23 protein-coding genes and 1 pseudogene are annotated in these 24,619 nt (G+C 65.6%); 12 read left to right on the top strand and 12 right to left on the bottom strand.

What is annotated here, in order from left to right:
• Window positions 1-56 precede the first annotated feature (56 nt).
• The 8 genes and pseudogenes from CDO87_RS22155 to CDO87_RS22190 all read left to right on the top strand — a co-directional run bounded on the left by CDO87_RS22155 (window position 57) and on the right by CDO87_RS22190 (window position 7,495).
• Window positions 57-1,051 (top strand): annotated as a pseudogene (locus tag CDO87_RS22155) (Nit6803 family nitrilase).
• Entirely contained in the window at window positions 1,044-2,147 is a 1,104-nt protein-coding gene (locus CDO87_RS22160) for an MSMEG_0568 family radical SAM protein (RefSeq protein ID WP_100931098.1), read from the top strand. Before CDO87_RS22155 ends, CDO87_RS22160 begins: the two are co-directional and overlap by 8 nt.
• Window positions 2,144-2,686 (top strand): MSMEG_0567/Sll0786 family nitrogen starvation N-acetyltransferase, encoded by a 543-nt coding sequence (locus CDO87_RS22165; protein WP_100931099.1) that lies wholly within the window; start codon window positions 2,144-2,146, stop codon window positions 2,684-2,686. Before CDO87_RS22160 ends, CDO87_RS22165 begins: the two co-directional genes overlap by 4 nt.
• Window positions 2,683-3,657 (top strand): sll0787 family AIR synthase-like protein, encoded by a 975-nt coding sequence (locus CDO87_RS22170; RefSeq protein ID WP_100931100.1) that lies wholly within the window; start codon window positions 2,683-2,685, stop codon window positions 3,655-3,657. The genes CDO87_RS22165 and CDO87_RS22170 overlap by 4 nt, the downstream gene beginning before the upstream one ends.
• Window positions 3,650-3,934, top strand: a complete 285-nt coding sequence (locus CDO87_RS22175; RefSeq protein WP_100931101.1) for an MSMEG_0570 family nitrogen starvation response protein — start codon at window positions 3,650-3,652, stop codon at window positions 3,932-3,934. The genes CDO87_RS22170 and CDO87_RS22175 overlap by 8 nt, the downstream gene beginning before the upstream one ends.
• A 14-nt stretch (window positions 3,935-3,948) precedes the next feature.
• Window positions 3,949-5,229 carry an MSMEG_0569 family flavin-dependent oxidoreductase gene (locus CDO87_RS22180; protein ID WP_100931102.1) on the top strand — a complete coding sequence of 427 codons (1,281 nt, stop codon included), beginning with the start codon at window positions 3,949-3,951 and terminating at the stop codon, window positions 5,227-5,229.
• Window positions 5,229-6,029, top strand: coding sequence for a Pnap_2097 family protein (locus CDO87_RS22185; RefSeq protein WP_100931103.1), 801 nt, complete (start codon window positions 5,229-5,231; stop codon window positions 6,027-6,029). The genes CDO87_RS22180 and CDO87_RS22185 overlap by 1 nt, the downstream gene beginning before the upstream one ends.
• A 410-nt stretch (window positions 6,030-6,439) precedes the next feature.
• Window positions 6,440-7,495, top strand: a complete 1,056-nt coding sequence (locus CDO87_RS22190) for an AbrB family transcriptional regulator (protein WP_198521917.1) — start codon at window positions 6,440-6,442, stop codon at window positions 7,493-7,495.
• Here CDO87_RS22190 and CDO87_RS22195 read toward each other — a convergent pair.
• The 6 genes from CDO87_RS22195 to CDO87_RS22215 all read right to left on the bottom strand — a co-directional run bounded on the left by CDO87_RS22195 (window position 7,470) and on the right by CDO87_RS22215 (window position 13,744).
• The gene (locus CDO87_RS22195) at window positions 7,470-8,444 is read right to left on the bottom strand and encodes a D-2-hydroxyacid dehydrogenase family protein (RefSeq protein WP_100931104.1); all 975 of its coding nucleotides are present in this window, start codon (window positions 8,442-8,444) and stop codon (window positions 7,470-7,472) included. The genes CDO87_RS22190 and CDO87_RS22195 overlap by 26 nt on opposite strands.
• A 13-nt stretch (window positions 8,445-8,457) precedes the next feature.
• Entirely contained in the window at window positions 8,458-8,619 is a 162-nt protein-coding gene (locus CDO87_RS27095) for a hypothetical protein (protein ID WP_198521918.1), read from the bottom strand.
• 10 nt (window positions 8,620-8,629) lie between these two features.
• Window positions 8,630-9,445: a universal stress protein gene (locus CDO87_RS22200; protein ID WP_100931105.1), complete on the bottom strand. Its 816-nt coding sequence runs from the start codon at window positions 9,443-9,445 to the stop codon at window positions 8,630-8,632.
• Between the two features lies 1 nt (window position 9,446).
• The gene (locus tag CDO87_RS22205) at window positions 9,447-10,535 is read right to left on the bottom strand and encodes a 4-oxalomesaconate tautomerase (protein ID WP_100931106.1); all 1,089 of its coding nucleotides are present in this window, start codon (window positions 10,533-10,535) and stop codon (window positions 9,447-9,449) included.
• 18 nt (window positions 10,536-10,553) lie between these two features.
• Window positions 10,554-12,584: a tripartite tricarboxylate transporter permease gene (locus CDO87_RS22210; protein ID WP_100931107.1), complete on the bottom strand. Its 2,031-nt coding sequence runs from the start codon at window positions 12,582-12,584 to the stop codon at window positions 10,554-10,556.
• An 83-nt stretch (window positions 12,585-12,667) separates the two neighbouring features.
• Entirely contained in the window at window positions 12,668-13,744 is a 1,077-nt protein-coding gene (locus CDO87_RS22215) for a tricarboxylate transporter (protein ID WP_100931108.1), read from the bottom strand.
• A gap of 149 nt (window positions 13,745-13,893) precedes the next feature.
• On the opposite strand from CDO87_RS22215, the gene CDO87_RS22220 reads away from it, so the two are divergent.
• The 3 genes from CDO87_RS22220 to CDO87_RS22230 all read left to right on the top strand — a co-directional run bounded on the left by CDO87_RS22220 (window position 13,894) and on the right by CDO87_RS22230 (window position 17,247).
• A complete protein-coding gene (locus CDO87_RS22220; protein ID WP_100931109.1) occupies window positions 13,894-14,565 on the top strand; it encodes a response regulator transcription factor in 672 nt (223 codons plus the stop codon).
• A gap of 28 nt (window positions 14,566-14,593) precedes the next feature.
• A complete protein-coding gene (locus tag CDO87_RS22225; RefSeq protein ID WP_100931357.1) occupies window positions 14,594-15,952 on the top strand; it encodes a sensor histidine kinase in 1,359 nt (452 codons plus the stop codon).
• 365 nt (window positions 15,953-16,317) lie between these two features.
• A complete protein-coding gene (locus CDO87_RS22230) occupies window positions 16,318-17,247 on the top strand; it encodes a formylglycine-generating enzyme family protein (RefSeq protein ID WP_254698485.1) in 930 nt (309 codons plus the stop codon).
• A 136-nt stretch (window positions 17,248-17,383) separates the two neighbouring features.
• Here the strand turns inward: CDO87_RS22230 and CDO87_RS22235 are convergent, their stop codons facing one another.
• The 4 genes from CDO87_RS22235 to CDO87_RS22250 all read right to left on the bottom strand — a co-directional run bounded on the left by CDO87_RS22235 (window position 17,384) and on the right by CDO87_RS22250 (window position 20,845).
• The gene (locus CDO87_RS22235; protein WP_100931111.1) at window positions 17,384-18,640 is read right to left on the bottom strand and encodes an FAD-binding oxidoreductase; all 1,257 of its coding nucleotides are present in this window, start codon (window positions 18,638-18,640) and stop codon (window positions 17,384-17,386) included.
• Window positions 18,641-18,654: 14 nt separating this feature from the next.
• A complete protein-coding gene (locus CDO87_RS22240) occupies window positions 18,655-19,386 on the bottom strand; it encodes an amino acid ABC transporter ATP-binding protein (RefSeq protein WP_100931112.1) in 732 nt (243 codons plus the stop codon).
• Window positions 19,383-20,039 (bottom strand): amino acid ABC transporter permease, encoded by a 657-nt coding sequence (locus tag CDO87_RS22245; RefSeq protein ID WP_100931113.1) that lies wholly within the window; start codon window positions 20,037-20,039, stop codon window positions 19,383-19,385. The genes CDO87_RS22240 and CDO87_RS22245 overlap by 4 nt, the downstream gene beginning before the upstream one ends.
• A gap of 68 nt (window positions 20,040-20,107) precedes the next feature.
• Window positions 20,108-20,845 (bottom strand): ABC transporter substrate-binding protein, encoded by a 738-nt coding sequence (locus CDO87_RS22250; RefSeq protein WP_100931114.1) that lies wholly within the window; start codon window positions 20,843-20,845, stop codon window positions 20,108-20,110.
• A 296-nt stretch (window positions 20,846-21,141) separates the two neighbouring features.
• Between CDO87_RS22250 and CDO87_RS22255 the strand changes: the two genes are divergently transcribed.
• Window positions 21,142-21,702 (top strand): cupin domain-containing protein, encoded by a 561-nt coding sequence (locus tag CDO87_RS22255; RefSeq protein ID WP_254698486.1) that lies wholly within the window; start codon window positions 21,142-21,144, stop codon window positions 21,700-21,702.
• Window positions 21,703-21,948: 246 nt separating this feature from the next.
• Here CDO87_RS22255 and CDO87_RS22260 read toward each other — a convergent pair whose 3' ends face one another.
• Together CDO87_RS22260 and CDO87_RS22265 are read right to left on the bottom strand one after the other, a co-directional pair.
• Window positions 21,949-24,057, bottom strand: a complete 2,109-nt coding sequence (locus tag CDO87_RS22260) for a pyrroloquinoline quinone-dependent dehydrogenase (protein WP_100931116.1) — start codon at window positions 24,055-24,057, stop codon at window positions 21,949-21,951.
• Window positions 24,058-24,073: 16 nt separating this feature from the next.
• Complete coding sequence (locus tag CDO87_RS22265) at window positions 24,074-24,451, bottom strand: glucose dehydrogenase (RefSeq protein WP_100931117.1); 378 nt, start codon at window positions 24,449-24,451, stop codon at window positions 24,074-24,076.
• Window positions 24,452-24,619 lie beyond the last annotated feature (168 nt).

Consider the following 24,619-nt stretch of genomic DNA (forward strand, 5'->3'; position numbering starts at 1 on the left):
CCGGTCAGCGGCGCGGCTCCGATCCTTTGCTCCACGATAAGGAAGGACCAGGGACCATGAGAACCGACACCATACGCGCCGCCGCGGTGCAGATCGCGCCGGACCTGACGGGCCGTGCGGGCACCATCGAGCGGGTGCTGAATGCCATCGCCGAAGCCGCCGAGAAAGGTGCGGAGTTCATCGTCTTTCCGGAAACCTTCGTGCCTTATTACCCCTATTTCTCTTTCGTGCTGCCCCCGTGCAACAGGGCGCGGCACATCTGGAGCTCTATGATCAGGCGGTGGTCGTGCCCTCGCCGGAAACCCAGGCCGTGGCCGAGGCTGCGCGCAAGCGCGGCGTTGTCGTCGTGCTGGGCGTGAACGAGCGCGACCATGGCTCCCTTTACAACACGCAGCTCATCTTCGATGCCGACGGCAGCCTTGCGCTGAAGCGCCGCAAGATCACGCCGACTTACCATGAGCGCATGGTCTGGGGGCAGGGCGACGGGGCCGGGCTGAAGGTCGTTGAGACCAAAGTCGGCCGCGTCGGCGCTCTGGCCTGTTGGGAGCATTACAACCCGCTCGCCCGTTACGCGCTGATGACCCAGCACGAGGAAATTCACGCGGCGCATTTCCCTGGCTCTCTGGTCGGTCCGATCTTTGGCGAACAGATCGAGGTCACGATGCGCCACCACGCGCTCGAGGCGGGATGCTTTGTGGTCAACGCCACCGGCTGGCTGACCGAAGAGCAGATCCAGTCGCTGCATCCCGATCCGAAACTGCAGAAAGCCATGCGCGACGGCTGCATGACCTGCATCATCTCGCCCGAAGGTCGCCACCTCGCCCCGCCGTTGACCGAGGGCGAAGGCATCCTGATCGCCGATCTGGACATGAAGCTGATCACCAAGCGCAAGCGCATGATGGACAGCGTCGGCCACTATGCCCGGCCAGAGCTGCTGCACCTCGTGCATGACAGGCGGCCCGCCGAAACACGCGTGGCCTTTGAGGCCGCCGCCGTGCCGCACCCTCCCGCCCAAGGCGATCTCGACGAAAAGGAACCGAGCCATGTCTGATGCCGACCTGATCAACGATCTGCAATCCCACGGCATGCGGCTGGTCGACCCGCGGGCTGGCCACGAGGCGCGGCGCGGCGGGGCAGGGCCCTCGGACCACAAGGCCATCACAATCGGCGAAACGACCGTGATGGTCCCGGTGCACACCGCGCCTGCCTTCGAGTCTCCGTTTCTGGTCGAGCCGCCGGATGCGGGCGGGGAGGCCCGTGTGACCCGTGACGGCATCGAGATCGCCAAGGTGCGCTTTCCCACGCGGCCGAGGTTCTACGACCTGAAGACCGCAGACGGCATTCCTTACAGCCAGATCGCCGTCCTGCATTCGCGTGACGTTCTGGCGACGACCGTGCTGCAGACCTGCATCCGTTACGAAAGCCGCAAGAAGACCTGCCAGTTCTGTGCCATCGGCCAGAGCCTCGCCGCCGGGCGCACCATCGCCCACAAGACGCCCGAACAGCTTGCCGAGGTCGCCAAGGCCGCCGTCGAGCTGGACGGCGTGAAGCACATGGTGCTGACCACCGGCACGCCGAGGGGCAAGGATCGCGGTGCGGCGGTCATGGTAGACAGCGCCCGCGCCATCAAGGCCGCCGTCGACCTGCCCTTGCAGGGCCAGTGCGAGCCGCCCGACGACGACATCTGGCACCAGCGGATGAAGGATGCCGGGATCGACGCGCTTGGCATGCATCTGGAGGCGGTCACGCAGGAGGTGCGCGAGCGGATCATGCCGGGTAAGGCCACCGTGCCGCTGGAGAAATACATGTCCAGCTTCGAGGCGGCGGTGAAGGTGTTTGGCCGCGCGCAGGTCTCCACCTACATCCTCGCCGGTCTCGGCGACACGCGAGAGGCGATCCTCGAGATGGGGCAGAAGCTGTGCGACATGGGCGTCTATCCCTTTGTCGTGCCGTTTGTGCCAATCTCGGGCACGCCGCTCGAAAGCCATCCGGCTCCGAAGCCCGAATTCATGGCCTCGATCCTGCGCCCGCTGGGCGAGATGATCGTACGCGCGGGCATCCGGTCCGAAGACATCAAGGCCGGGTGCGGCAAATGCGGCGCGTGTTCGGCCCTGTCGACCTATGAAAAGCTGAAGGTGCCGGCATGATCGAGCTTGAGCCGCACCTGTTCCAATGCCCCGGCTACTACATCCGCGCGGCGTCAAAACCCTTCGAGGCGCGCGGAGCCGAGGCATTGCGCCGAAAGGTCTTCGTCGAGGAACAGGCGATCTTCAAGGACCACGACCGCGACGAGATCGACCTGGTCGCCACGCATTTGGTGGCACTGTCCACCTATGCGCACGAGGCCGATGAGGTGGTCGGCACGGTGCGCATCCACGAGGACAGCCCGGGCCTCTGGTGGGGATCGCGGCTGGCGGTGGACTGCGATTTTCGGCAGGTCGGGCGGCTGGGGACCGAACTGATCCGCCTTGCGGTCTGCACGGCAAATGCGCGCGGCTGTCACACCTTTCTGGCGCATGTGCAGATACAGAACGTGCCGCTGTTCCGCCGGTTGAAATGGACCGTGCTGGAAGAGGTCGAACTGCACGGCGTGCCGCATGCACGCATGTCCGCCGACCTGGCGCATTATCCGCCCTGTGACGACCCGACGGCGGGCTGGTTCATGAAGCCGGGGCGGCGGGCATGACCGAAACGCTGGCTGATATGGCCGAGGCTCTGCGCGCGCACCCGGCGATCCGGTCCAAGCTGGGGATTGCTCAGGCCGCCGGGATGCTGGGGCTGACCGCCAGCGCGCCCGGCCGCCCGGGCGACGATGCGGCGATGATCGAAACGGTGGAGGGCTTTGACCTCTTCGCGGGGGAGGGCTTCATCCCCGCCTTCGTTCAGGCCGACCCGTGGTTCGCGGGCTGGTGCGGGGTCATGGTGAACCTGTCGGATATCGCCGCGATGGGCGGTCGGGCCACGGCGCTGATCGACCAGGTCTGGGCCCCGAATGCCGATCTTGCCGCGCCCTTGATGAAGGGGCTGCGTGATGCCGCCACGGCCTATGGCGTGCCTCTGGTAGGTGGCCATACCAACTTTGCGGCTGCCGAACTGAACCTCGCCGTGTCGGTGCTGGGCAAGGCCCGAGCACCTGTGACCAGCTTCGATGCCCTCCCCGGCGACGTGCTGCTGGCCGCCATCGACCACCGGGGCCGCTACGTGAACTTCGACAATTTCTGTGCCGCTCTCGACGCACCACACGACCGCCTGCGCGGTGATCTGGCGCTGTTGCCCTCGCTCGCCGAGGCAGGATTGCTGCGCGCTGGCAAAGACATCAGCCAGGGCGGCATCGCGGGGACTGCGCTCATGCTCTGCGAAAGCTCGGGTGTGGGTGCAGTGCTCGACCTCGACAGCATCCTGCCGCCCGCCGATGTGTCATTGCTGCGCTGGCTGCACAGCTTCCCCAGCTTCGGATTCCTGCTCTCTGTCGCGCCGGAGCACGCGGCCGAGGTCTGCCTTGCCTTCCGGGGGCGCGGCATCTGGGCCGACCCCATCGGCAGCATTACCGAAGGTTCCGACCTTCGCCTGCAACGCGACCATGAGACCGCATTGTTCTGGGACCATGCCCAGACACCATACTTGTCGCCGTCCCGAAAGGAGCGAGCCGATGCCTGAGATGCACTGGACCCTGCGCTGGCCCGATGGCAGCGAAGAGCGCTGCTATTCCCCGTCGAGCGTCATCACCGAATTGTTCACTCCGGGGCAAAGCTACCCGCTGCCGGACTTCTTGCTGCGAGCCCGGATCGCGATGGAGCGCGCCTCTAACCGGGTCGAACGCAAATACGGCTTCGCCTGCTCTTCCGCGATGGATCAGCTCGACCGGATCGAACGGCGGGTCGCCGATTTCGAAGGGCAGCCCGACGCGCAGGTCACCTGCCTGTCGATCGCATGAAAAGGACCGAGACCATGAAAAACGCAAACATCCCGCATGTCGCTGTCGCGATTGTCGGCGGCGGTCAGGCCGGCCTTTCCGTGGCCTGTCAGCTGCAAAAGAAGGGCATCGAAAGCGTCGTCTTCGAACGCCACGAGAAATTCCATTCCTGGCGTGTGAACCGGTGGGACAGCTTCTGCCTTGTCACGCCGAACTGGCAATGCCGTCTGCCCGGATTCCACTACGACAAGGAATTCGGCGGTACCGACCCTGACGGTTTCATGCTGCGCGAGGATATCACCACGTATCTCGACGCATTCGCCGCGACCTTCGAGCCGAACCTCTACGAACATGTCACGGTGACCCGCATCGCGCATCATCCGCAGGGCGGGTACGTGGTCGAGACGACCATCGGCACATGGACCTGTGATCAGGTGGTGATCGCCACGGGCGGCTATGACAAGCCCATCGAGCCCGCCTATGCCGAGGCGCTGGACCCGACCATCGTGCAGATGCACTCGGTCGATTACCGCAACCCGGCGCAACTCCCGGAAGGCGACGTGCTGATCGTGGGCACCGGTCAATCCGGCGTGCAGATCATGGAGGATTTCGTAAGGGCAGGGCGGGGCGTACACCTTGCCGTCGGCCCCGCGCCGCGCAGCCCGCGCAAGTATCGCGGCCGCGACGCGACCGACTGGCTGCACGACGCCGGGCATTACAGGGTCACCATCGACACCCATCCCGACCCGGTGAAGGCGATGACGCAGACCAACCACTACATGTCCGGCCGCGACGGCGGGAAGGAGATTGACCTGCGCAAGTGGCATGTGGATCACGGGGTCGAGCTGTATGGCTCTCTGGCGAACATGGACGGGCGCAGGCTGGAATTCCTGCCCGACCTCGCCAAGAACCTCGACGACGCCGACCGCAGCTACGTCGGCATCCGCGACCAGATCGACAGCTACATCGCCCGGACCGGCATCGACGCGCCCGAAGAGCCCCCTTTCGTCAAGGTCTGGGAGCCGGAATCCGAGCGCACGGAACTGGACATCAAGGAGGCCGGTATCGCGTCGGTCCTCTGGGCCATAGGGTTCCGTCCGGACTATTCCTGGATCGAAGTCGATGTCTTCGACGCGCGGGGCAAACCGAAGTTCCACCGCGGTGTCACGGATGTGCACGGTTTCCACTTCATCGGCCTGGGCTGGCTGAACACCTGGGGCTCGGGCCGGTTCCTGGGGATCGAGGAGGACAGCGCCTATCTTGCCAACCAGATCGCCGCGCAACTGAAGGATACCAGCAAGCGGGCGGTCGCCTGATGGCGGTCGTCGCCTTTGTGGCCCGCCCCGCGCCGGTCGAGATCTGCGCCGACCTACCGCTTGGCATGGCGCAGCTGTCGCCGGACGGGCTGTCCGAGCAATGGGTCCTGCGCTTTTGCGGCGATCAGCATTGGGCACTGATCGCCAAGGCGCTTGGCCAGCGCGAGGCGGTGTTCCACGCGGCAGACGGGCGGCCGGTCTACGCTGCGTTCTGCGCCACGTCGCTGAGTTTGCAGCCGTCCGCGTCGTTGCTGGGGCGCGATGTAAAGGTGGCATCCGTGCTGTTCGCAGTGACCGAGACGCGCACCGGGTCGCGGCACCGGCTGCTGGTCGACGGCGCGGTGATTGCCGAATTGTCCATGATCTCGACCTTTGTCAGCCATGACACGCAAGGCTGCAACACGCGGATCTATCGCAACTCTGTCCTGGGCCAGATGCACCTGCCCCCGGCCGACCCGGCCCTGCTGGCGCTGGATCGTCAGGCGCGGGAAACGGCCCGTAGCCTGCGGGGAACCGTCGTGGCGCGGGCAACCGAGATCCATGTTGAACGCCCGGTGCCCGCGCTGGATTTCAATACCGTGGGGCTGCTGTATTTCCCGGCCTTCTCGCGCATCGCCACGACAGCCGCCCATGCGCGGGCAGGGGGCACTGGTCCAGTCCGGAAACGCGACGTCGTCTACCTCGGCAACCTCAATCAGGGCGATACCGTCCATGTCTTCGGCCACGGCCAGAAGATGCTCATGACCCGCGGCGACGGCACGCCGATAGCCGTGATCCGGACCGAAGTGGCGGCAGAATGAAAGAAGGCAGCGCGCACCTCCGCGGTGCCGTGTCATGCCCAGGAAATTTACTGTAGCACGCCTGCCGCCGCAACTTCACCGCGCATGACTGATCGGCACGGTGGGATTCGCCGCCGCGGTCCGCAATTCTTTTGGCCAGCCCAATCCGCTGATCGGTAAATCCGTGCGATCCATCGATCACGACAGGCGCCCCGAACTGATGATCGAAGTGCCTCGCAACGCCGGATGGAACGGCTGCCGGAGGGAGGGTAAGCGCTTGCGTCCCGGGGCCTGCGTGAAGCGATCCTTCAAGCGACGGTGCCTTGCAGAGGTGTATTCACCTTCGGTGGCCAGCGTTCATACTGACATATATTGTATGCAGATGGATACACAGGTATCCATTACCGTAGCCAGAGACTCGGGAGGCCGGTTTGCGCATACATTTTCTGGATCACGTATTGCGTCGACGGGCGCTGACCCTCGTCCTTGCGTCGATTGGAACGGCCCTGTTCTGGCTGGGCGGCCTGCCTTTGCCGTTTCTCTTCGGCCCGATGGCCTTCTGCCTGGCTGGGGCACTGGCGCATCTGCCCCTGAAGGGGTTCGGGCAGGTGTCCGTGGCGGCCCGCACGATTCTCGGCGTTGCCGTCGGTGCCTCCATCACGCCGGACGTCATCGCCCAACTGCCCCGCATGGCTGTCTCCGTCGCGCTGATCCCGCTGTTCATTGCGGTGATCGCGCTGGTCGGTGTGCCGTTCTTCCGCAAGCTCTGGGGGTTCGACGGGCCCACCGCCTATTATGCCGCCATGCCGGGCGGCCTTCAGGACATGGTGATCTTTGGCACTGAGGCCGGGGCCAACCCGCGGGTGCTGTCACTTGTCCATGGCACGCGTGTGCTGATCATCGTGACGCTCGCCCCCTTCATCCTCGGTCACTTCTACGGCGTGGGTCTGACCAATCCCATCGGGGCGCCGGTCGCCGACCTGCCGGTGCATGAGCTGCTGATCATGGTCGCCGCCGCATGGATCGGCTGGAAGGGCGGGGAGCGCATCGGCCTGTTCGGCGCGTCGATCCTTGGCCCGATGATCGTCACCGCAATCCTGTCCCTGACAGACGTGATCCATGCCCGCCCCCCGGCCGAAGCGATCCTCCTTGCGCAGTTCTTCATCGGCTGCGGGATCGGGGTGCAGTTCCTCGGCGTCACATGGAAGGAACTGACCCGCGTGGTCGCAGCGGGCATCGCCTACGTTATGGTATTGGCCGTGCTCGCGGCGGCCTTTTCGGGTGTCGTCACTTGGCTGGGACTGGGAGAGCCGGTTGCCGCTTTCCTTGCCTTCGCGCCCGGCGGTCAGGCCGAGATGACGGTGCTGGCCATCGTGACGGGCGCAGACCTCGGGTTTGTCATAACGCACCACCTGACCCGCATCGTCATCGTGATCGTCGGCGCGCCGGTGCTGGCAGCGATCATCGCCCGAAGACGGAAGGATTGACCATGTGGATCGGCGCGCCCGCGGCGTAGGCGTTCACCTGATCGAAGATGTCGGCGAACTGCTTGTCGAACTCGTCCTCGGTGACAAAGCCGATATGCGGCGTGGCGATCAGGTTGGGATGCGACAGCAGCGGGTCATGCGCGTCGGTCAGCGGCTCGGTGTCGAAGACGTCGATGGCGGCCATGCCCGGGCGGCCCGCGTTCAACCCCGCAAGCAGGGCGCCCGGAGCGATCAACCCGGCGCGGGACGTGTTCACGAGGACGGAGCGCGGCGACATCTGCGACAGGTCCTCTGCGGTAACGATGCCCCGGGTCTCCGGGGTCAGGCGCAGGTGCAGGGAGACCACGTCGCTTTCGGCGAAGAAGGCGGCCCGGCTATCCGCAACATGCTCGCCCGCAGCGCGCGCCCGGGCGCGCCCCTCGTCGGAGGCCCACCAGACCACCTCCATGCCGAAAGCGCGGGCGTAGTCCGCCACGACGCGACCGATCCGGCCATAGCCGTACAGACCCAGCGTCCGGCCGCGCAGCGTGCGGCCCACGCCCATCTGCCACCGGCCCGCCTTGACGCTGGCCATCTGCTGCGGCAACTGGCGCATCGCAGACAGGATCAGGGCGAAGGTCAGTTCGGCAGCGGCATAATTCGCGCCATCCGCGCCCTTGTTGGAGCAGAGCAGCACACCCCGGTCGGTGCAGGCCTCCACATCTACATGTGGCCAGACCCCGCGTTGGGAGATCAGTCGCAGCTTCGGCAGGCGCTCCAGCAGGCCGCGCGTGACCCGCGTGCGTTCCCGGAACAGCACGACACACTCGGCCTCGGCCAGACGGGCGGCCAGGGCCGCCTCGTCGGGTTCATGGTCGGTCCAGACAGTGACGTCATGTCCGTCGAGCAGGCGGAAGCAGGGCAGCCCCCGCAACGTGTCGAACCAGTTGTCGAGAATGTGGACCTTCATGTGATGTGCCCTGTCAGCTTTGGGGAGAGAGCGCCTTGATCGCCCGGCTGACCCGTTCGTGCAAGATCAGAAGGTCGGACTGGCCGGGACCGTCTTTGGCGATCCGCTGTGATAGGTCGCTGCGGATCTCTTCCAGATCGCGGCGCACGCGGCTCAGTTTTTCGTAATCGCTCATTCGGGGCTCCTCAGTGCGACAGGAGTACGGGGATATCGATCTGCGCCAGGACCTCGGAGGTGACACCGCCAAGCAGGTCTTCACGGAACTTCGAATGCTCGAAGGCACCGAGCACAAGCAGGGAGGGCCGATGTTTCTGGCACCAGCCGAGAAGGGTAGGGGCCACGGGGTGCGACGTGGGCCATTCCTCGTGCACGGCCTCGACCCCGTGACGGGAGAGGTGGGTCATCAGGTCCTCGATCGGCCATGCGGTGCGCGGACCGACGGTCAGGACGCTGACACGTCCGTCGTCCTCGATCAGGCGCAGGCTGTCTGACAGGGCGCGCGCCGCGGCGCGGCCACCGTCCCATGCCAGCGCGGAGTGGCTGAGGCCGCCGCCGCCGTCATAGCCCGCGGGCACGACGACCACCGGGCGCCCGGACATCAGCGCGATGCGGTCCGGGTGCAGCGTCACATGCTCGTCGTCGGTGTCGGCATGGCTGCCCACGATCAGCATGTCGTAATGCCGTGCGGCCTCGGACAGGACGTTGTCGACGCGGCCGGTGACTTCCTTCAGCTGAAGCGCGTTGGCCAACCCGAGGGCCGTGCGTTCCGTTTCGAACTTCGCTTCGATCTCGCGTAGGATGTCCGAGTTGGCCGCGTCGAGCAGCGCCCGCGCCTCCTTCGGGATCCAGCGCGACCGCTTGTCGATCACCTCGTGCGAACTGTGCGCCAGCATGGCGGTGACATGCGCGCCCAGCCGGTCCGCCAGCGACGCCGCATAGCGCAGCGCGGCGACCGAGCCGTCAGAGCCGTTGAAAGCCACGAGCAGGTTCATCATCGGCATGTCAGCGCCCTTTCCAGATCGAAGCGGGCACGTAGATGTGCCCGTCCGCGAGCTTGCGAGCGGTGCGCAGCAGCCCGGCGGAGTTCAGCGTGAAGTGGTTGTTCATGTCGAAATCCACCAGCACCTCGATGGTGCCGGACGCATGTTCGAGAACGACGTTGGCCGGGCTCTCGGTGGGCCGCTCCAGCAGGCCGTCCGCGACGGTGCCGGGGGTCAGCGCGCAGGAGGCGAGGCACTGCGACCCGGTCACCGCCATCGACGGGTGCGTCGTCCAGGGCATGAAGTAGCGCGTGCAGATCGTGCCACCGTCGTTGGCGGGGGCCAACAGGCCGAACTTCGGCGTGACCGATTGCGCCACGTCGCCCATGCCCATGGCCGCGCCCGCCCGAAGGCGCACGGCCTCCATCCGGGCAAAGAAGTCCCTGTTCGCGTCCAGCGCCTCGGCGCTCTCGTATCCGGTCAGGCCGAAGTCCGCAGCGCGGCCGATCACCATGGGCATGGCCACGTCCATGCAGGTGACCTCGATACCGTCGAAAGTGTCGCGCAGGTTGCCCGTGGGCAGGAACGCCCCGGTCGAGGATCCCACCACGCCCATGAAGTTGAGCGCAATCGGTGCGGCCCCCCCGGGTACTCCGGCGATCTCCGTCTCGCCATCGTAGCGCAGTACGCCGCCGGGCGTCTGGACCCGGGCCAGCACCTTTGCCCCGGTGTTGACGGCGCGGATCCTGATCTCCGTCTCGTTCCCGGTGGCGGTGACGAGGCCCATCTCGATCGCCGCCGGGCCGACGCCCGACAGGATGTTGCCGCAGGTGGGTTTGAAGTCGACCAGCCGGTCCGCCACCGAAACCTGGGCAAAGAAGTAGTCCACGTCCGCCCAGTCGTCGTCCGACGGCGACAGCATGGCGACCTTCGTGGTCACCGCCACGCCGCCGCCGATGCCGTCGATGTTGATCGCGTGGCCCGCGCCGACGGCGGCCATCAGAACCTCGGCCAGCGTTTCGCGGTCCTCCGGCAGGTCGGCGCGGTTGAAATAGGGCCCGCGCGAGGTCCCGCCCCGCATGAAGACGTAGGGGATGCCTGTCTGTGTCATGTCATTGTCTCCCGGGGATCAGTTCAGCGGCCAGGGCAGGTCGGTGACGTCCTGCAGAAGGCCCGGAGGGAAATCGCGGTTGAGTGCACCGGCCATCACGCACATCAGCGCGATGCCGCAGGCGGTCAGGATCAGCGTTTTCGGCCAGGGTGCCTGTGCCCGGACCCGCAGGAAGGTCACGAGGAACCCGGCCAGCGCGAGGATGAAGCCCAGCACGTAGGTGGCCGCGATCAGCCCGGCGAACCACGCCAGCGTGCCCCAGAGGCCGTAGGGCGCATCCGCGTCCTCACCCGCCATTTCCTTGTCGGCGAAGATGGTGTCGCCCTCGGGCCGCATCAGCATCTGCGCCAAGAGGATCAGCAGGGCGACCAGCGTGATGCCCCCGATCACCAGCGGTACGATCTTGTCCGTCATGTTGTAGTCGGGGATCATGTTGGCGTTGATCAGCGCGGTCACGACGTAGGCCAGGATCACCAGAAGGAAGACGATCGGCGCGCGCTTCGATCCGGCCTTCACGTCGCCTTCGGCCATGATGGTCTTGGCTTGCCGAATACCCAGCACCACCGACACGACCGTGACGATCAGCAGCACGATGACGATGGGGGAGAAGATGTAGTCCATCCCTTCCTCGAACGACTTGCGGAAGCGGAACGACGCGATCTGGAAGGCCTGGTTCGAGAACTTCTCGACCGGGTTCGAGAGCACGAAGCCGATCAGGAAGGCCGGGCGCGACCAGTCGAACCGGCGCAGGAAGATGCCGATCAGGCCGATGGCGAAGAGCGCGAGGATGTCCTCGAAGTTCTGCCCGGACTGGAAGGCCGCGAAGGCGATCAGCATGAACAGGAACGGCGCAAGGTAGGTGAAACGAATGGTCGTCAGCTTGGCGATGCCGCCCGAGACGCCGATGCACAGCAGGGTGCCGACGACGTTGGCCAGAGCCAGCAACCACACGATGGAATAAGTGATGTCGAGGTTGTCGCGCAGCATCGCCGGGCCGACCTCGATGTCACCGGAGCCGAGCAGCGCAATGGCACCGATGAAGATCGCCATCGAGCCGGAGCCTGGGATGCCGAAGAGCAGGGTGGGGACGAGGCCGCCGCCCTCCTTGGCGTTGTTAGAGCTTTCCGGCCCGATCACGCCGCGGATCTCGCCCTTGCCGAAGTTCGACTTGTCCTTGGTGGTCTGCACCGCGTGGCCGTAGGCGATCCAGTCGACGACAGAGCCGCCGAGGCCGGGGATCACGCCGACCAGCACGCCGATCAGCGAGCAGCGCACCGACAGCCACTTGTTGGCGAACCAGTCGCGCACGCCGTCCATCCAGCCCGCGCCGAGCGACGCGTCCTTTGCGATGGACCGGTCTTGCCGCAGGAGCGAGACGATCTCGGGCACGGCAAAGATGCCGAGTCCCACGATCACCAGCTGCAGGCCGTCCGTGAGGTAGGGAAAGTCATAGCTCGCCATACGCAGCGAGCCGCCTGCGTCGGCGACACCGATGGTGCCGATCAGCATGCCGAGGCCAGCCGCCGCCAGCCCCTTGAGCGCGACGCGGCCCGCGAGAACTGCTACCATCGAGAGGCCGAGGATGGAGATCATCAGCATTTCCGGCAGGCCAAAGGCCAGCACAAGCGGCCGCGCCACGACGATGAAGAGCGTCAGGAACACTGCTCCGACAAGGCCGCCGAAGAGCGAGGCGGTGAAGGCCGCCGACAGCGCCCGCGCCGCCTGACCCTTGCGCGCCAGCGGGAAGCCGTCGAGCACCGTGGCCTGAGAGGCCGATGAGCCCGGGATGCCCATGAGCACCGATGAGAATGTGTCCGAGGTCGGGACCACGGCCACCATGCCGATCATCAGCGCGAGGCCGAGAACCGGTTCCATGCCGAACATGAAGGGCAGCAGCAGCGACAGCCCGGCGATGCCGCCGAGGCCGGGAAACACACCGACTGCAAGGCCCATGACCACGCCCAGGACAAGGTATCCCAGGACGACAGGTTGCAGAATGAGAGCCCATGCGTCGGCAAGCGCCGGCAGGGCGGTCGCGAAGAGATCCATCGCACCGTTCTTTCGGTTGAATTTTCAGGAGGTAGAAAGGCTGCGGGCCCCAGCCGCAGTGGCGGGGCCCGCGGGGACGCCGATTACTCGATCGTCACACCGTAGGAGTCCTTGAGCCAGTCGATGACGTACTCCTTGGCCTCGGGCGTCACGGTCGTGGCTTCCTTGGTGGCCTTGACGGCACCTTCACCCACGAACATCGGGTACTCGCCAACTTCGTTCGACGAGATCTCGGCAAAGTCGGGACGGGCGCGCACGGCTTCGAAAGCGGCGACATAGGTGTCGACCACGTCCTGCGGTGTGCCCTTGGGCAGGAAGGCGATCTTCTGCGACGGGTAGCCGGAGATGAAGAAAGCCTTCCATGCGTCCCAAGCCACGCCCTCGGTCTCGCAGCCCTCGGTTGCCGCGCAGACTTCCTTGAAGGACGGCATGTCCGGGAAGGTCGGATCGCGGACGATCTGGTTGTTCTCGTCCAGCGCGCCCCAGCTCATCATCGGCACGGCAGTTCCGGCAGCGACCAGATCCGCGGCGCCCGACAGGTAGCCGGAAGAGGTCTGGTAGTCGATGGTGGCTTCGCCACGCTCGAACATCAGGCGGCCGTCACCCCGGCCCTTGATGCCGAAGACGGGCTCGACGCTCATCCCCAGCATCTTCCAGGCCAGCAGCGGCACGAGGTCGAGACCGGTCGCGCCCTGCGAGCCGAAGATCAGGTCCACGTCCTTCAGCGCGTTGGCGGTGCCGTCGAACTTCGCGCCGTCCTCGGGGTTCAGGTAGGCCACGCCACCGGTGCCGGAGGCCATGACCGGGATCCAGTCGTTATACTCGTAGCGCACCCGCGGATCGTTGAGCAGGTAGGGGAACTGCGTCGACCCGGAGGTGCCGAACAGCAGCGTGCCGTCGTTGTGTTCCTGCTCCTGGAACCAGTTGGCGCCCTTGGTCGAGCCTGCGCCCGGCATGAACTTGACCACGACGGTCGGGTTGCCCGGCAGTTCCTGCGCCAGCAGCGGTGCAAAGAAGTTCGCCCACTTGGCCGAACCGCCGGTTTCCGAGAACGGGATGACCCATTCGATCGTCTTCCCGGAGAAGTCCACTTCGGCCAGGGCCGGTGCCGACATGAGGGCGAGTGCAGCAACAGAGGTTGCAAGGTTCTTGATGGTCATTGGTGTCCTCCCGTAGACCTTGACCGTGCCGGATGAACCTCCGGCACGTCAGATGTTATCTTTTCAAGGGAATGATTCCCTCCTCCAACGGCTGCACCATGCCGTTCCAACCTTGCGCGAAACTTGCGCAACATGACAAAGAAGTAACCATGCGGATCGCGGTCATAGAAGACAACGAGGCCCTGGCACACGGCATTGCATTCCGTCTGCGGGACCGGGGGCACTCGGTGGACCTCCTTTATGACGGCGCTGAAGCCGATGCTTTCCTTGCGCAGGAAGGCGCGGACCTCGTGGTTCTGGACCTGAACCTGCCGGGCATGGACGGTCTCTCGGTCCTGCGGGCCCTGCGGCGCCGCGGGGACGGGACGCCGGTCATCCTGTTGACCGCGCGGTCCGAGACGGCGGAGCGGGTGGCGGGGCTGGACGCCGGGGCGGACGACTACCTGACCAAGCCGTTCGAGATGGACGAACTGGAAGCCCGCCTGCGCGCCATGGCCCGGCGCAAGAACATCGAGTTCGCGGCACGTGACAAGCTTGGCCCGCTGGTCTTCGACCGCACCGGGCGCCAGCTTCTGCAGGACGAACAGCCGCTCTATATCCCGCGCAAGGAAATCGCCACGCTGGAGTGCCTGCTGGAACGGCGCGGGAGGCTCGTGTCGAAGGCGCAGTTGATCAGCCACGTCTACGGTATCGGGTCGGACGCCGAGGACAGTGCGATCGAGCCGCATGTCTCGCGTCTGCGGAAACGGCTCGAACCCTTCGGCATCCGCATCAAGACAGCCCGGGGCCTGGGCTACATGCTGGAAGTCGATGGTGCATAGTCCGCGCAGGCGGGTGACCCGCAAGGCGATGTCACTGCGGTTGCGGCTGTTCCTGGTGATCCTGCCGCCCCTGCTTGTGGTGTCCGTCCTGCTTGGCCTGTGGCGTTTCGAGGCGGCGCAGCGGACATCCGAAGAGTTGTTCGACCGCAGCCTGCTGGCGGCGGCGCTCGCGATTTCGCGGGACGTCGCGATCTCCGAAGGGGACGCCCTGTCTCCCAGCACACGCAGCTTTATCTCGGACGCGGGCGGCGGGGAGATCTTCTACCATGTCACCGGGCCGGGCGGCTATTACGTGACCGGCTATGCCTATCCGCCACGGGCCGCCGAGACGACGGACAGCGACTTGCCCAGCTACTACTTCGCCAATTACCGGGGCGAAGAGATGCGCGTCCTGCGCATGATCGAGAACCGCACAATCGGCAACCTGTCGGGCGAGACGGTCGTGACCGTCTGGCAGCGGGTCAGTGACCGTCAGGCTTTTGCACGCGAACTGGCGCTTCGGGCGATTGCCCTGATGGCGGGCCTGATGGCGGCGCTGGCACTGGTGGTCTGGTTCGGCGTCCAGATCGGCCTGCGTCCGCTCAACGACCTCCAGGAGGCGATCCGGCAACGGTCTCCGGATGACCTCGGTCGCATCCGCCGCCCCGTGCCCAAGGAGGTCGCGGGTGTGGTCTCGACCCTGAACCGCCTGCTTGGGCAGGTGCGGGACAGTATCGAGGTGCACCAGTCCTTCATTTCCGACGCCGCGCACCAGTTGCGGAACCCGGCTGCTGCGCTTCTGGCGCTGGCCGAGACGTTGCCCGATGTCCGCGACGAGAAGGAACGGGCTGCCCGACAGGCCGAACTCATCGCCGCCGCCCGTGTGTCCGCCCGGCTGGCGAACCAGTTGTTGTCGCTTGAGCGCCTCCGGTACGATGTCGCCGCGCCGGTCACGCGCTTCGACCTCAACGATGTGGTCGAAGACGTCTGCAGCAGCCTTGCTCCGGCGGTTCTGTCCCGCGAGATCGACTTTGCGCTGGAACGGTCGGAGGCCGCGCTGGATGTGGAAGGCGACCCCATTCTGTTGGGTGAGGCGCTTACCAATCTGGTGGAGAACGCCCTGCGCCATGGTGGCAACGGGATGACACGGATCAAGGTGGTCACCGCCCGCCGCGACGGGGAGGCGGTGATCACTGTGAAGGACGACGGGGTGGGCATCCCGCTCGATCAGGCGGAAATCGCATTCCGCCGCTTTTCGCAGCTTCAGAACGGCGAAGGAACGGGCCTCGGTCTGGCCATCGTGGAGCAGGTCATGCGCCGGCACCACGGCAGTGTGAAACTGGAAGAGGTCGAGTCAGGCACATGCGTCAGCCTTTGCGTGCCTTTGATCAAGAACAGTGACGCATGACGGAATACGGACCTGGAGGCGCTAGCGTGTAGATTGCTTCATCGGTTTGGTGGCCCGCTACGGAAAGGTGACCCACCGGAATGCGTTGTGCCGTGCCGCGGTTTAACTTGTTCTGAACGGCGTGCCCATTAGCTGGTCCGGACCGGCGCCACATGGTCGGCGCAGTCCGGGCAGCCAAGCGCGCTGAAAGGCGATCAACCCGCGACGCCAAGGGCAGTCCCTTGCCGCCCGTTGACACGACCCGCCGGATGGCCGAGCAATCACGGGCTTTTCCCTATACGGCAAGTTCTCAGATGTCCGACCCCGCACCAAAGAAGTCATGTTGCGCCGCGAGCGGAGGCGCAATCACGTCGCAGGACGTCTTGATGGAACGTGCATTGGGCGTCGCCCGCGCTCCGGCGGACGTGCAAGCGCGGCTGTGGGAAGCGCTGACGGAGATCCCGGGCGGCATCTTCGACATGGGCACGCGGAAGTCCCGCTTTCCCGACGACCTCGACAGCCCGCGGCGCAAGGTGAAGCTTTCGCCTTTCCGCATGTCTCCGGTCGCGGTCACCAACGCCGAATATGCCGCGTTCGTGCAGGACACCGGCTACCGGACTGTGGCGGAGCAGGAGGGTTGGAGCTTCGTCTTCCACCTCCTGCTCGAAGATGCCGCGAAATGGCAGGAACATCCGCCGGGCCTGCCGTGGTGGCGGCAGTTGCATGGCGCTTGCTGGTCGGCGCCGGAAGGGCCGGGAAGTGACGTCTCGGATCGGCCAGACCATCCGGTGACGCATATCGCGTGGTACGACGCGCTGGCCTATGTCAACTGGGCCGGCCTTCGTCTGCCGCGCGAGGCAGAGTGGGAGCGCGCGGCGCGCGGCGGGCTGGCGCACAAGAAATTTCCCTGGGGCAACCAGCTTACGCCGGGCGGCAGCTTTGCAATGAACACGTGGCAGGGCGCTTTTCCTGCGACCAACACGGCAGAGGATGGCTTTGTCGGGACCGCGCCTGTCAGGTCCTATGCGCCGAACGGCTACGGCATGTACAACATGACGGGCAACGTGTGGGAATGGGTATCGGACCGCTACGGTCCGCGTCCGGCCCCGGGCCGCCTGCCGGAGGTCGATCCGACCGGTCCCGAAGATGGCGTCGCGCGGATTCAGCGAGGCGGCTCATTCCTGTGCCACATCAGCTACTGCGACCGCTACCACGTGCATTCGCGTACCCGCAACGATCCCGACAGTTCGACCTCCAACGCGGGTTTCCGCGTCGCGGGCGGAATTCAACGCGGCGAGGGTGAAGCCTTCGGATAAGGTGATGCGGCCTTTATCTATGACCGGACGCGAACGCGTCTCCAGACCTCAAGCGCCCGCCGCCGCCTTTTTCCGGAACGTATGCGGCCCCGCCGGCTTTTCCACATTTGTCGGGCACGTCAGAGACCGGCGGTGCTCAACGATCCAGAGCATCCCGAAGCTGGTAGTAGCGAATGCCGAGGCTGCCATAAATCGGATGCAGCGCGTGGAAGGGCAGGGCGGGGATCGTCTCGCTCAGCGGGATGGGCAGCGGTGTGCCATGCGCGAGATGTTCCGCCATGGCCTTGCCCAGCGACACCGAGAGCGCGACACCCCGCCCGTTGAAACCTGTTGCGGCAAGCAGCCCCGGCGCCGGAGCGCAAAGCCGGAGGCGGTGGTCGGGGGTCATGCCCACCCGCCCGAACCAGCGGTGCGTGATCTCGAAACCCGTTCCGAAGAGCCGGGCCAGTTCCGCCTCGATGCGCGAGAACCCTTCGGCGCTATGCGGATCGGAAAAACTGCCGCGCCCGCCCAGCATCAGACGGTTCTCCGGGCCGATGCGGAAGTAGGTGCCGACTCGGCGCGCCTCCGATACGACCTCGCCCCCGGGCAGGATGCGGGCGCGCTGTGCGGCCGTCAGGGGCGCCGTGGCGACCTGAAAGCTGTTGGCGGGCACCGTGGCACGACGCAGCCGTGGCTCGAGCTTCGCCGGGGTGTAGACGTTTGTGGCAAGGATCACCTTCTCCGCCTCTACCGTGGCGCCGCCCTCCAGCCGCGCTTGCCAAGCTTTGCCATGGCGCGTGAGCGTCGCCACCGGGCTACGCCCATGTATCCGTGCGCCCGCAGCCTCAGCCGCGCGCGCCAGACCCTGCGCCAGCTTCAGCGGATGCACCCGGCCAGCGCGTGGATCGCGCCACCCACCGGTGAAACCGCGCGCGCCGGTCGCGCGCTCCATGGCGTCCGCGTCGAGCCAATCGGCCGAGACGCCCCGGGCTTGCCATTGCGCCATGCGCGCCCGCAGCCCGGCCAGATGCACTTGCTTGCTGCCCGCCTGAATCCAGCCGTCCTGCACGGCGTCGCAGTCGATGCCGAGCCGCGCCACCAGCGCAAAGAGCACGTCGGCCGTCCCGCCGGCAAATTCGGTCGCGGCCGGCCCCCATGTTCGGTCGAGGGTGTCGGGATCGTCCTTCAGGCCGGGGATCACCTGACCGCCATTGCGTCCCGATGCGCCGAAGCCCGGATCCTCGGCTTCGAGCAGCACGACGTCGGTGCCGGCCTCGGCAAGGTGCAGCGCCGCAGACAGCCCCTGAAAGCCGCCGCCGATCACCAGCACGTCGCAGCGCCGCGACTCGGTCAGCGGGGGCCAAAGGGGCGCGGCGGGGGCGGTCGCGCGCCAGAGGGAAGGAAAGTCCATGGCGAAGGCTCCGGTCAGGCGGGGTGGGTGACGCGGCGCAGGAACTCCTGCGTGCGGGGATTCTGCGGGCGACTCAGCACCTCCTCGGCGCTGCCCTTCTCGGCGATGCGCCCCTGGTCAAGGAAGATCACGCTGTCCGCGACCTCGCGGGCGAACTGGATTTCGTGTGTGACCACCAGCATGGTCATCTGCTCCTCGGCCAGATCGCGCAGCACAGAAAGCACTTCGCCCACCATTTCGGGGTCGAGCGCCGAGGTCGGTTCGTCCAGCAGGATCGCGTCGGGACGCATGGCCAGTGCGCGGGCGATGGCGACACGCTGCTGTTGTCCGCCGGACAATGCGGAAGGATAGAAGTCGATCTTGTCGCCCAGCCCGACGCGGCGGAGGTGGTCCTCGGCGCGGGCACGGACCTCGTCGCGACCCTCGCCCAGCACCTGCACCGGGCCTTCCATGACGTTCTGCAGCGCGGTCATGTGCGGAAACAGGTTGAAGCGCTGGAAGACCATGCCGACCCGGGTGCGGATCGCGTGGATCGATTTCGCATGGGCATCCACCGTTTCGCCTTCGACGCTGATGCGGCCGGACTGGTAGTCCTCCAGCCCGTTGACGCAACGCAGCAGCGTCGACTTGCCGGAGCCCGACGCCCCGATCAGGCACACGACCTGGCCCTTGTCGACCTCGGCGTCGATGCCCTTGAGCACTTCGTGGTGGCCAAAGGACTTGTGGACGTTCTCGAAACGGATCATGTCGCGGCTCCCATCTTCAGCTCCACCCGGCGCATCAGGAAGTTCAGCGGGATCGTGAGGCACAGGTAAAGCGCCGCGACCATGGTGAAGACGGTCATGTTGTCGAAGGTCGAGGAGGCCAGCATCTTGCCCTGCATGGTCAGTTCGGCAACCGAGATCACAGAGACCTGGCTGCTGTCCTTCAGAAGCATGACCATGTTGTTGCCGTAAGGCGGAAGCGAGATGCGGAAGGCCTGAGGCAGGACGATGCGGCGCATCATCTTGCCGTGCTTCATGCCGATGGATTTCGCCGCCTCGATCTGGCCGCGGTCCACCGCCTCGATGCCGCCGCGGAAGGTTTCGCCGATGTAGCAGGAGTAGGTCAGTGCCAGTCCCACGACCCCGGCCTGGAAGGCGGTGAGGTCGAGGCCAAGCTCGGGCATGACGAAATAGATGTAGAAGAGCACGACGAGGATCGGGATACCGCGCAGGAACTCGACGATGTAGCGCGCGGGCAGGCTGAGCCAGCGGGTGCCTGAACTGCGCATCATCGCCCAGACCAGCCCCAGCGCCGAAGCGAGGACAAGTGACAGAAGGGTCACGGCAATGGTCTTCCAAAGCCCGGTCACAAGCAGCGGCAGGTATTCCTGGATTCGCTCGGAAAGGGGTAGCATGCGGGTCTCCCGTCAGAAGGGCGCGGGCCCGGCGCAATGCCCGGGCCCTGTCAGACTTGCGATGGGTTTCAGAGCCCATATTTGCCGAAGATCTCGTCCAGCTCGCCGCTTTCTTGCATTTCGGCGATGGCAGCGTTGACCTGCTCCAGAAGCTCCGGCTTGTCCTTCGACACGGCCAGGGCGACGTCGCCGACCCCCATCGGCGTGTAGCCGTCCACCAGCCTGACCCCCAGCGCAGGGTTCTGGGCGATCTGGTAGGCGATGATCGGCTTGTCGCCGAAGCCCGCCTTGATCCGGCCCAGCTTCACGTCACGCATGATATCGACGAGGCTGTCGTAGAGCTTCACCTCGCTGAAGATCCCCTTGGCCTGTAGCTGGTCGGCGAAAGTGGTGCCGATCTGCGCGCCGACCACCTCTCCGGAAAAATCGTCGAGCTGGTAGCTGCCTTCGTCTTCGGCCGCGACGAAGGCGGCGTCGCCGTAGCTGTAGACCGGCGTCGAAAAGTCCACGACTTCCTTGCGCTTGTCGGTGGCGAACATCCCCGCCGAGATGATGTCGATCTTGTCGGTCTGCAGCGCCGGGATCAGCGCAGAGAACTGGTTTACGGCGAATTCGGGGGTCATGCCGATGTCTTCGGCGATGGCGGCGGCAAGGTCGACCATCGCGCCGGTCGGTTCCTGCGTGCCGGTATCGACGAAGGTGAACGGCACGCCGGTCGTGGTGACGCCGACGGTGAGATCCTCGGCGAAGGATTGGGTGGCGCAGAGCGCAAGCGCACCGGCCAGGGCAATTTTGCGGATGGTCATCTGTAGTTTCCCTGTTTTCTGGCGCCACAGCTTTGGACGGGGAATGTGACGCGGCTGGTTTGTGACCTTCACGATAATGAAGAAATGCCAAGACGCAACCGACTTGCGAGAAAATCTTCACGCTCCTGAAATTGGCCTGAGTTGTCGATTGTTTTTCTTCATTTTTCGTGCGGAAGCGTCTAAACAGGCGAAGGTCCGGTCGGCTAAGTGGCTGACAATGATTTCACCGGAGTGAAGATTCGCCGATGCCCCCAGTCGAAAATGAAGCAAAACTGCTCTCCGATCCGATGAGCGGAATGGATGACACCTCGCTCGGTGAGGCGGTGCGGCAGGCACGCAAGGGGCGCGGGCTGTCGCTTCAGACCGTGGCCGAGGGGGTGGGCATCTCGACGGGGCTTCTCAGCCAGATCGAACGCGGCATCTCCTCACCGTCGATCCGCAACCTTCGCGCCATCTGCGAGGTGATCGGCATTCCTTTCCTGTCCCTCTTCGCCGAGAGTGACGGCACAAGCCGCGAGGATGGCATCATCGTGCGCGAGGCGCGGCGGCGCACCGTCGATTTCGGCGACAAGGGGATGGTGAAGTCTTTCCTGACCGTCCACGATCAGGGCGCGCTGCAAGTGATGGAGATCGTGCTCGATCCGGGCGGCAGCTCGGGCGAGGAATCCTATGCGCATGAAGGCGAGGAATGCGGCGTGGTGCTCCGCGGCAAGCTGGAGCTCTGGGTGGACGACCACCGCTTTGTGCTGGCAGAGGGCGATGCTTTCCACTTCGAAAGCCGCCGTCCGCACCGTTTCCGCAACCTCTGCAACGAGCAGAGCCGGGTGATGTGGGTGACGACGCCTCCGGTCTGGTAGGTTCGGTGGCACATCGACTGCGAGCAGCTCGCGTGCCCGAGAACCTTGGCGAAGCGCAACTCATCCGCGGGAGTTTAAGAACAAATGCGAGGCAAGGGTGAGGCGCGCCGCGCTGTCCTGATGTAAAGACGTGCTCTTTACTGCTGCCCGCTTTCTCCGGACCGGGCGCGCACGGACCGAAAAAAGCGGCCCCGGTAAGTCACCGGAGCCGTTGAAGGGCAAGCCCTAAGGTGCGGATAGTTGGCCTCAGTCTTCGGGCAGGGCCCAGGCGATCACCTCGTCGCCCACGGGCGTCTCCATGAAGTGGTGGCCCATCGCCGTGACCATGACATACTGGCGGCCACCCGCTTCGTAGGTGATCGGGTTGGCCTGACCGCCTGCCGGCAACACGGTGGACCACAGGGTCTCGCCCGTCTCGATGTCGATGGCGCGGAACAGGTTGTCCGTCGCCGCGGCGATGAAGACCAGACCGCTTGCCGTCACCACCGAGCCGCCGTTGTTCGGCGTGCCGATGTCGAAGGGCAGGAAGGACGGGATGCCGAACGGGCCATTGCGCCGGGCCGTGCCAAGCGGGCGGTCCCAGAGCGTCTCTCCCGTCTCGAGGTCGATCGCGCGGATGCCGCCATAGGGCGGACGGGTGCAGGGCACGCCCGTCCCGGTGTTGCGCCAGCCGGCGTTGACCGAGATGCCGTAGGGCGAACCCTCCTGCGGATCGGCTGCGCCCTCGGCGCCGCCCCCGGCTTTCTCCTCGCCTGTCTGACGGTTGATCGCTTTCGACGTCACCTCGTCCCGCGGCACAAGACGGTTGTAGTTCGGCACGTCGTTGTAGTTCGCGACGATGATCCCGCGTTCGGTGTCCACCGCGACGGAGCCCCAGTCAGACCCGCCGTTGTAACCCGGATACTGGATCCACGGCCTGTCCGAAGACGGCGGGGTGAAGAAGCCCTGATAATTGGCACGGCGATACTGGATGCGGCACCAGAGCTGGTCGATGGGGGTGAAGCCCCACATGTCCTTCTCTTCCAGCGCAGGTTTGCGCAGCGTGTGCCATTCGCTGATCGGCTGGGTGTCCGAGATGTAGTCAGGCTCGATCTCGCCTTTCGGCAGGTCGGTCAGTTCGCCGACCGGGGTCAGCGGCTCGCCCGTCTCGCGGTCCAGGATGTAGATGTCGCCCTGTTTCGACGGCAGCAGCACGGCGGCCGTGCCTTGGTAGTCCAGCAGCGTCGCTTGGCTGCCGAGGTCGTAATCCCACACATCGTGCCGCACGGTCTGGAAGTGCCAGACCTCCTCGCCCGTGGTGGCGTCGAGCGCGACCAGAGACGTGGCGTACTCGTTTTCCACTTCGCTCCGGTTGGAGCCGTAGTAGTCGACCGAGGAATTGCCGAGCGGCAGATAGACATAGCCCAGCTCTTCGTCCGCGACCGCCGTAGTCCACATGTTGGGCGTGCCGCGCGTATAGACCTCGCCCTCGGGCGGACCGTTGCGGTTCTGCTCAGGCGCGGCAAGATCCCATGCCCAGGCCAGCTCGCCGGTCACGGCGTCATAGCCGCGTACGACGCCTGACGGCGCGTCTTCCGCCTGACCGTCCTTCACCTGAGCGCCGGTGACGATGATCCCGCGGACGATGGCCGGTGGCGCGGTCACGGCGTACCAGCCGGGCACACGTTCGCCGATGTCCTGCCACAGGTCGACGGTGCCGTTTTCGCCGAAGTCCTCGCAAGGCGTGCCGGTTTCCATGTCAACGGCGACCAGTTTCGCGTCGAGCGTCGCCTGGATCACGCGCGTCGCGCAGGCATCCCCCTCGGTCGTACTGGGATCGGTATAGGCAGAAACGCCCCGGCACGTGGCGCCGTAGGGGATGGCCTCGTTCGGGACGCCCGGATCGAAGCGCCAGTTCTCCTCTCCGGTCTCGGCATTCACGGAGATCAGGATATTCATGGCGGAGCACATCAGGAGGTCGTCGCCGATCTTGAGCGGCGTGACCTCGGGCGAGTACTTCCCTTCCGCCGTGCCCTCGGGCAGGTCGCCGGTGTGGAAGGTGAAGACTTCTTCGAGCTGACTGACGTTTTCGGGAGTGATCTGGTCCAGCGGCGAATACCGGGTGGCCTGCGCGTCACCGCCCCAGAAGGGCCAGTCCGCACCGACCTGCGGTTGGGGACGCGGCGCCGCGTCCTGCCCGGCGTCTGTCTGGCCCGTCCCTTCGGATGTCTCATCAGGCGAGGTGTTATGATCTGCCGTGTCATCGACGGGTTCGGGAGTCACCGTTTCCTGCTGCGGCGCAGGGGCCTGTTGTGCCTGGAGGGGAAAAGCGCCGGCCAGAAGCGCGGCTGTTACGATTGAAAAATGGCGTGTCATGAGGAACCTGCCGTTGTCAGAATTTCGAGGCGTGCCGAGACAGTGCGGGAATGCACAGCAGCAGGAGAACGAGGATCAGCGTGGGCGCAACGAGGCGAGGTACCTGGGCCCACCAGTCCGCGCCGACCTCCCACCATGCCCAGGCCACCGTACCGATCCAGACCGCAAGGTATGTCCAGGCCGCTTCCATCATGTACCGGTTGAGGAGAATGCCGGTCACCAGCAGGCCCAGCCCGGCGAGCCCGTAGTACCAGCTTCCGCCAAGCAGGATGAGCCAGACACCCCCGGCGAGAATGACGGCACCGAGCAGAACGCTGATCCAGCCCAGAAGCTTTACTCCCCATACGGTCTCGTGGCGTTCGGTGTGATCGGGCGGGGCAGTCAAATCGGACATGCGACCTCCTGTTGCTTGAGCGCGCGTTGAGGGCCAGTTGAACGAGGCCCTTTAGGGTTGAACGGCTCGCAGGCGTGTCCGTTCCGACAAACTGTGAGATTTCGTTCTTTTGCGGTGTGGGGGCGGTGCCGGCGACCGTGGGGGCAATCGCGGGCGCCAATTGCGGCG

The organism is Sagittula sp. P11 (genome assembly GCF_002814095.1).
Classification (GTDB): Bacteria; Pseudomonadota; Alphaproteobacteria; order Rhodobacterales; family Rhodobacteraceae; genus Sagittula.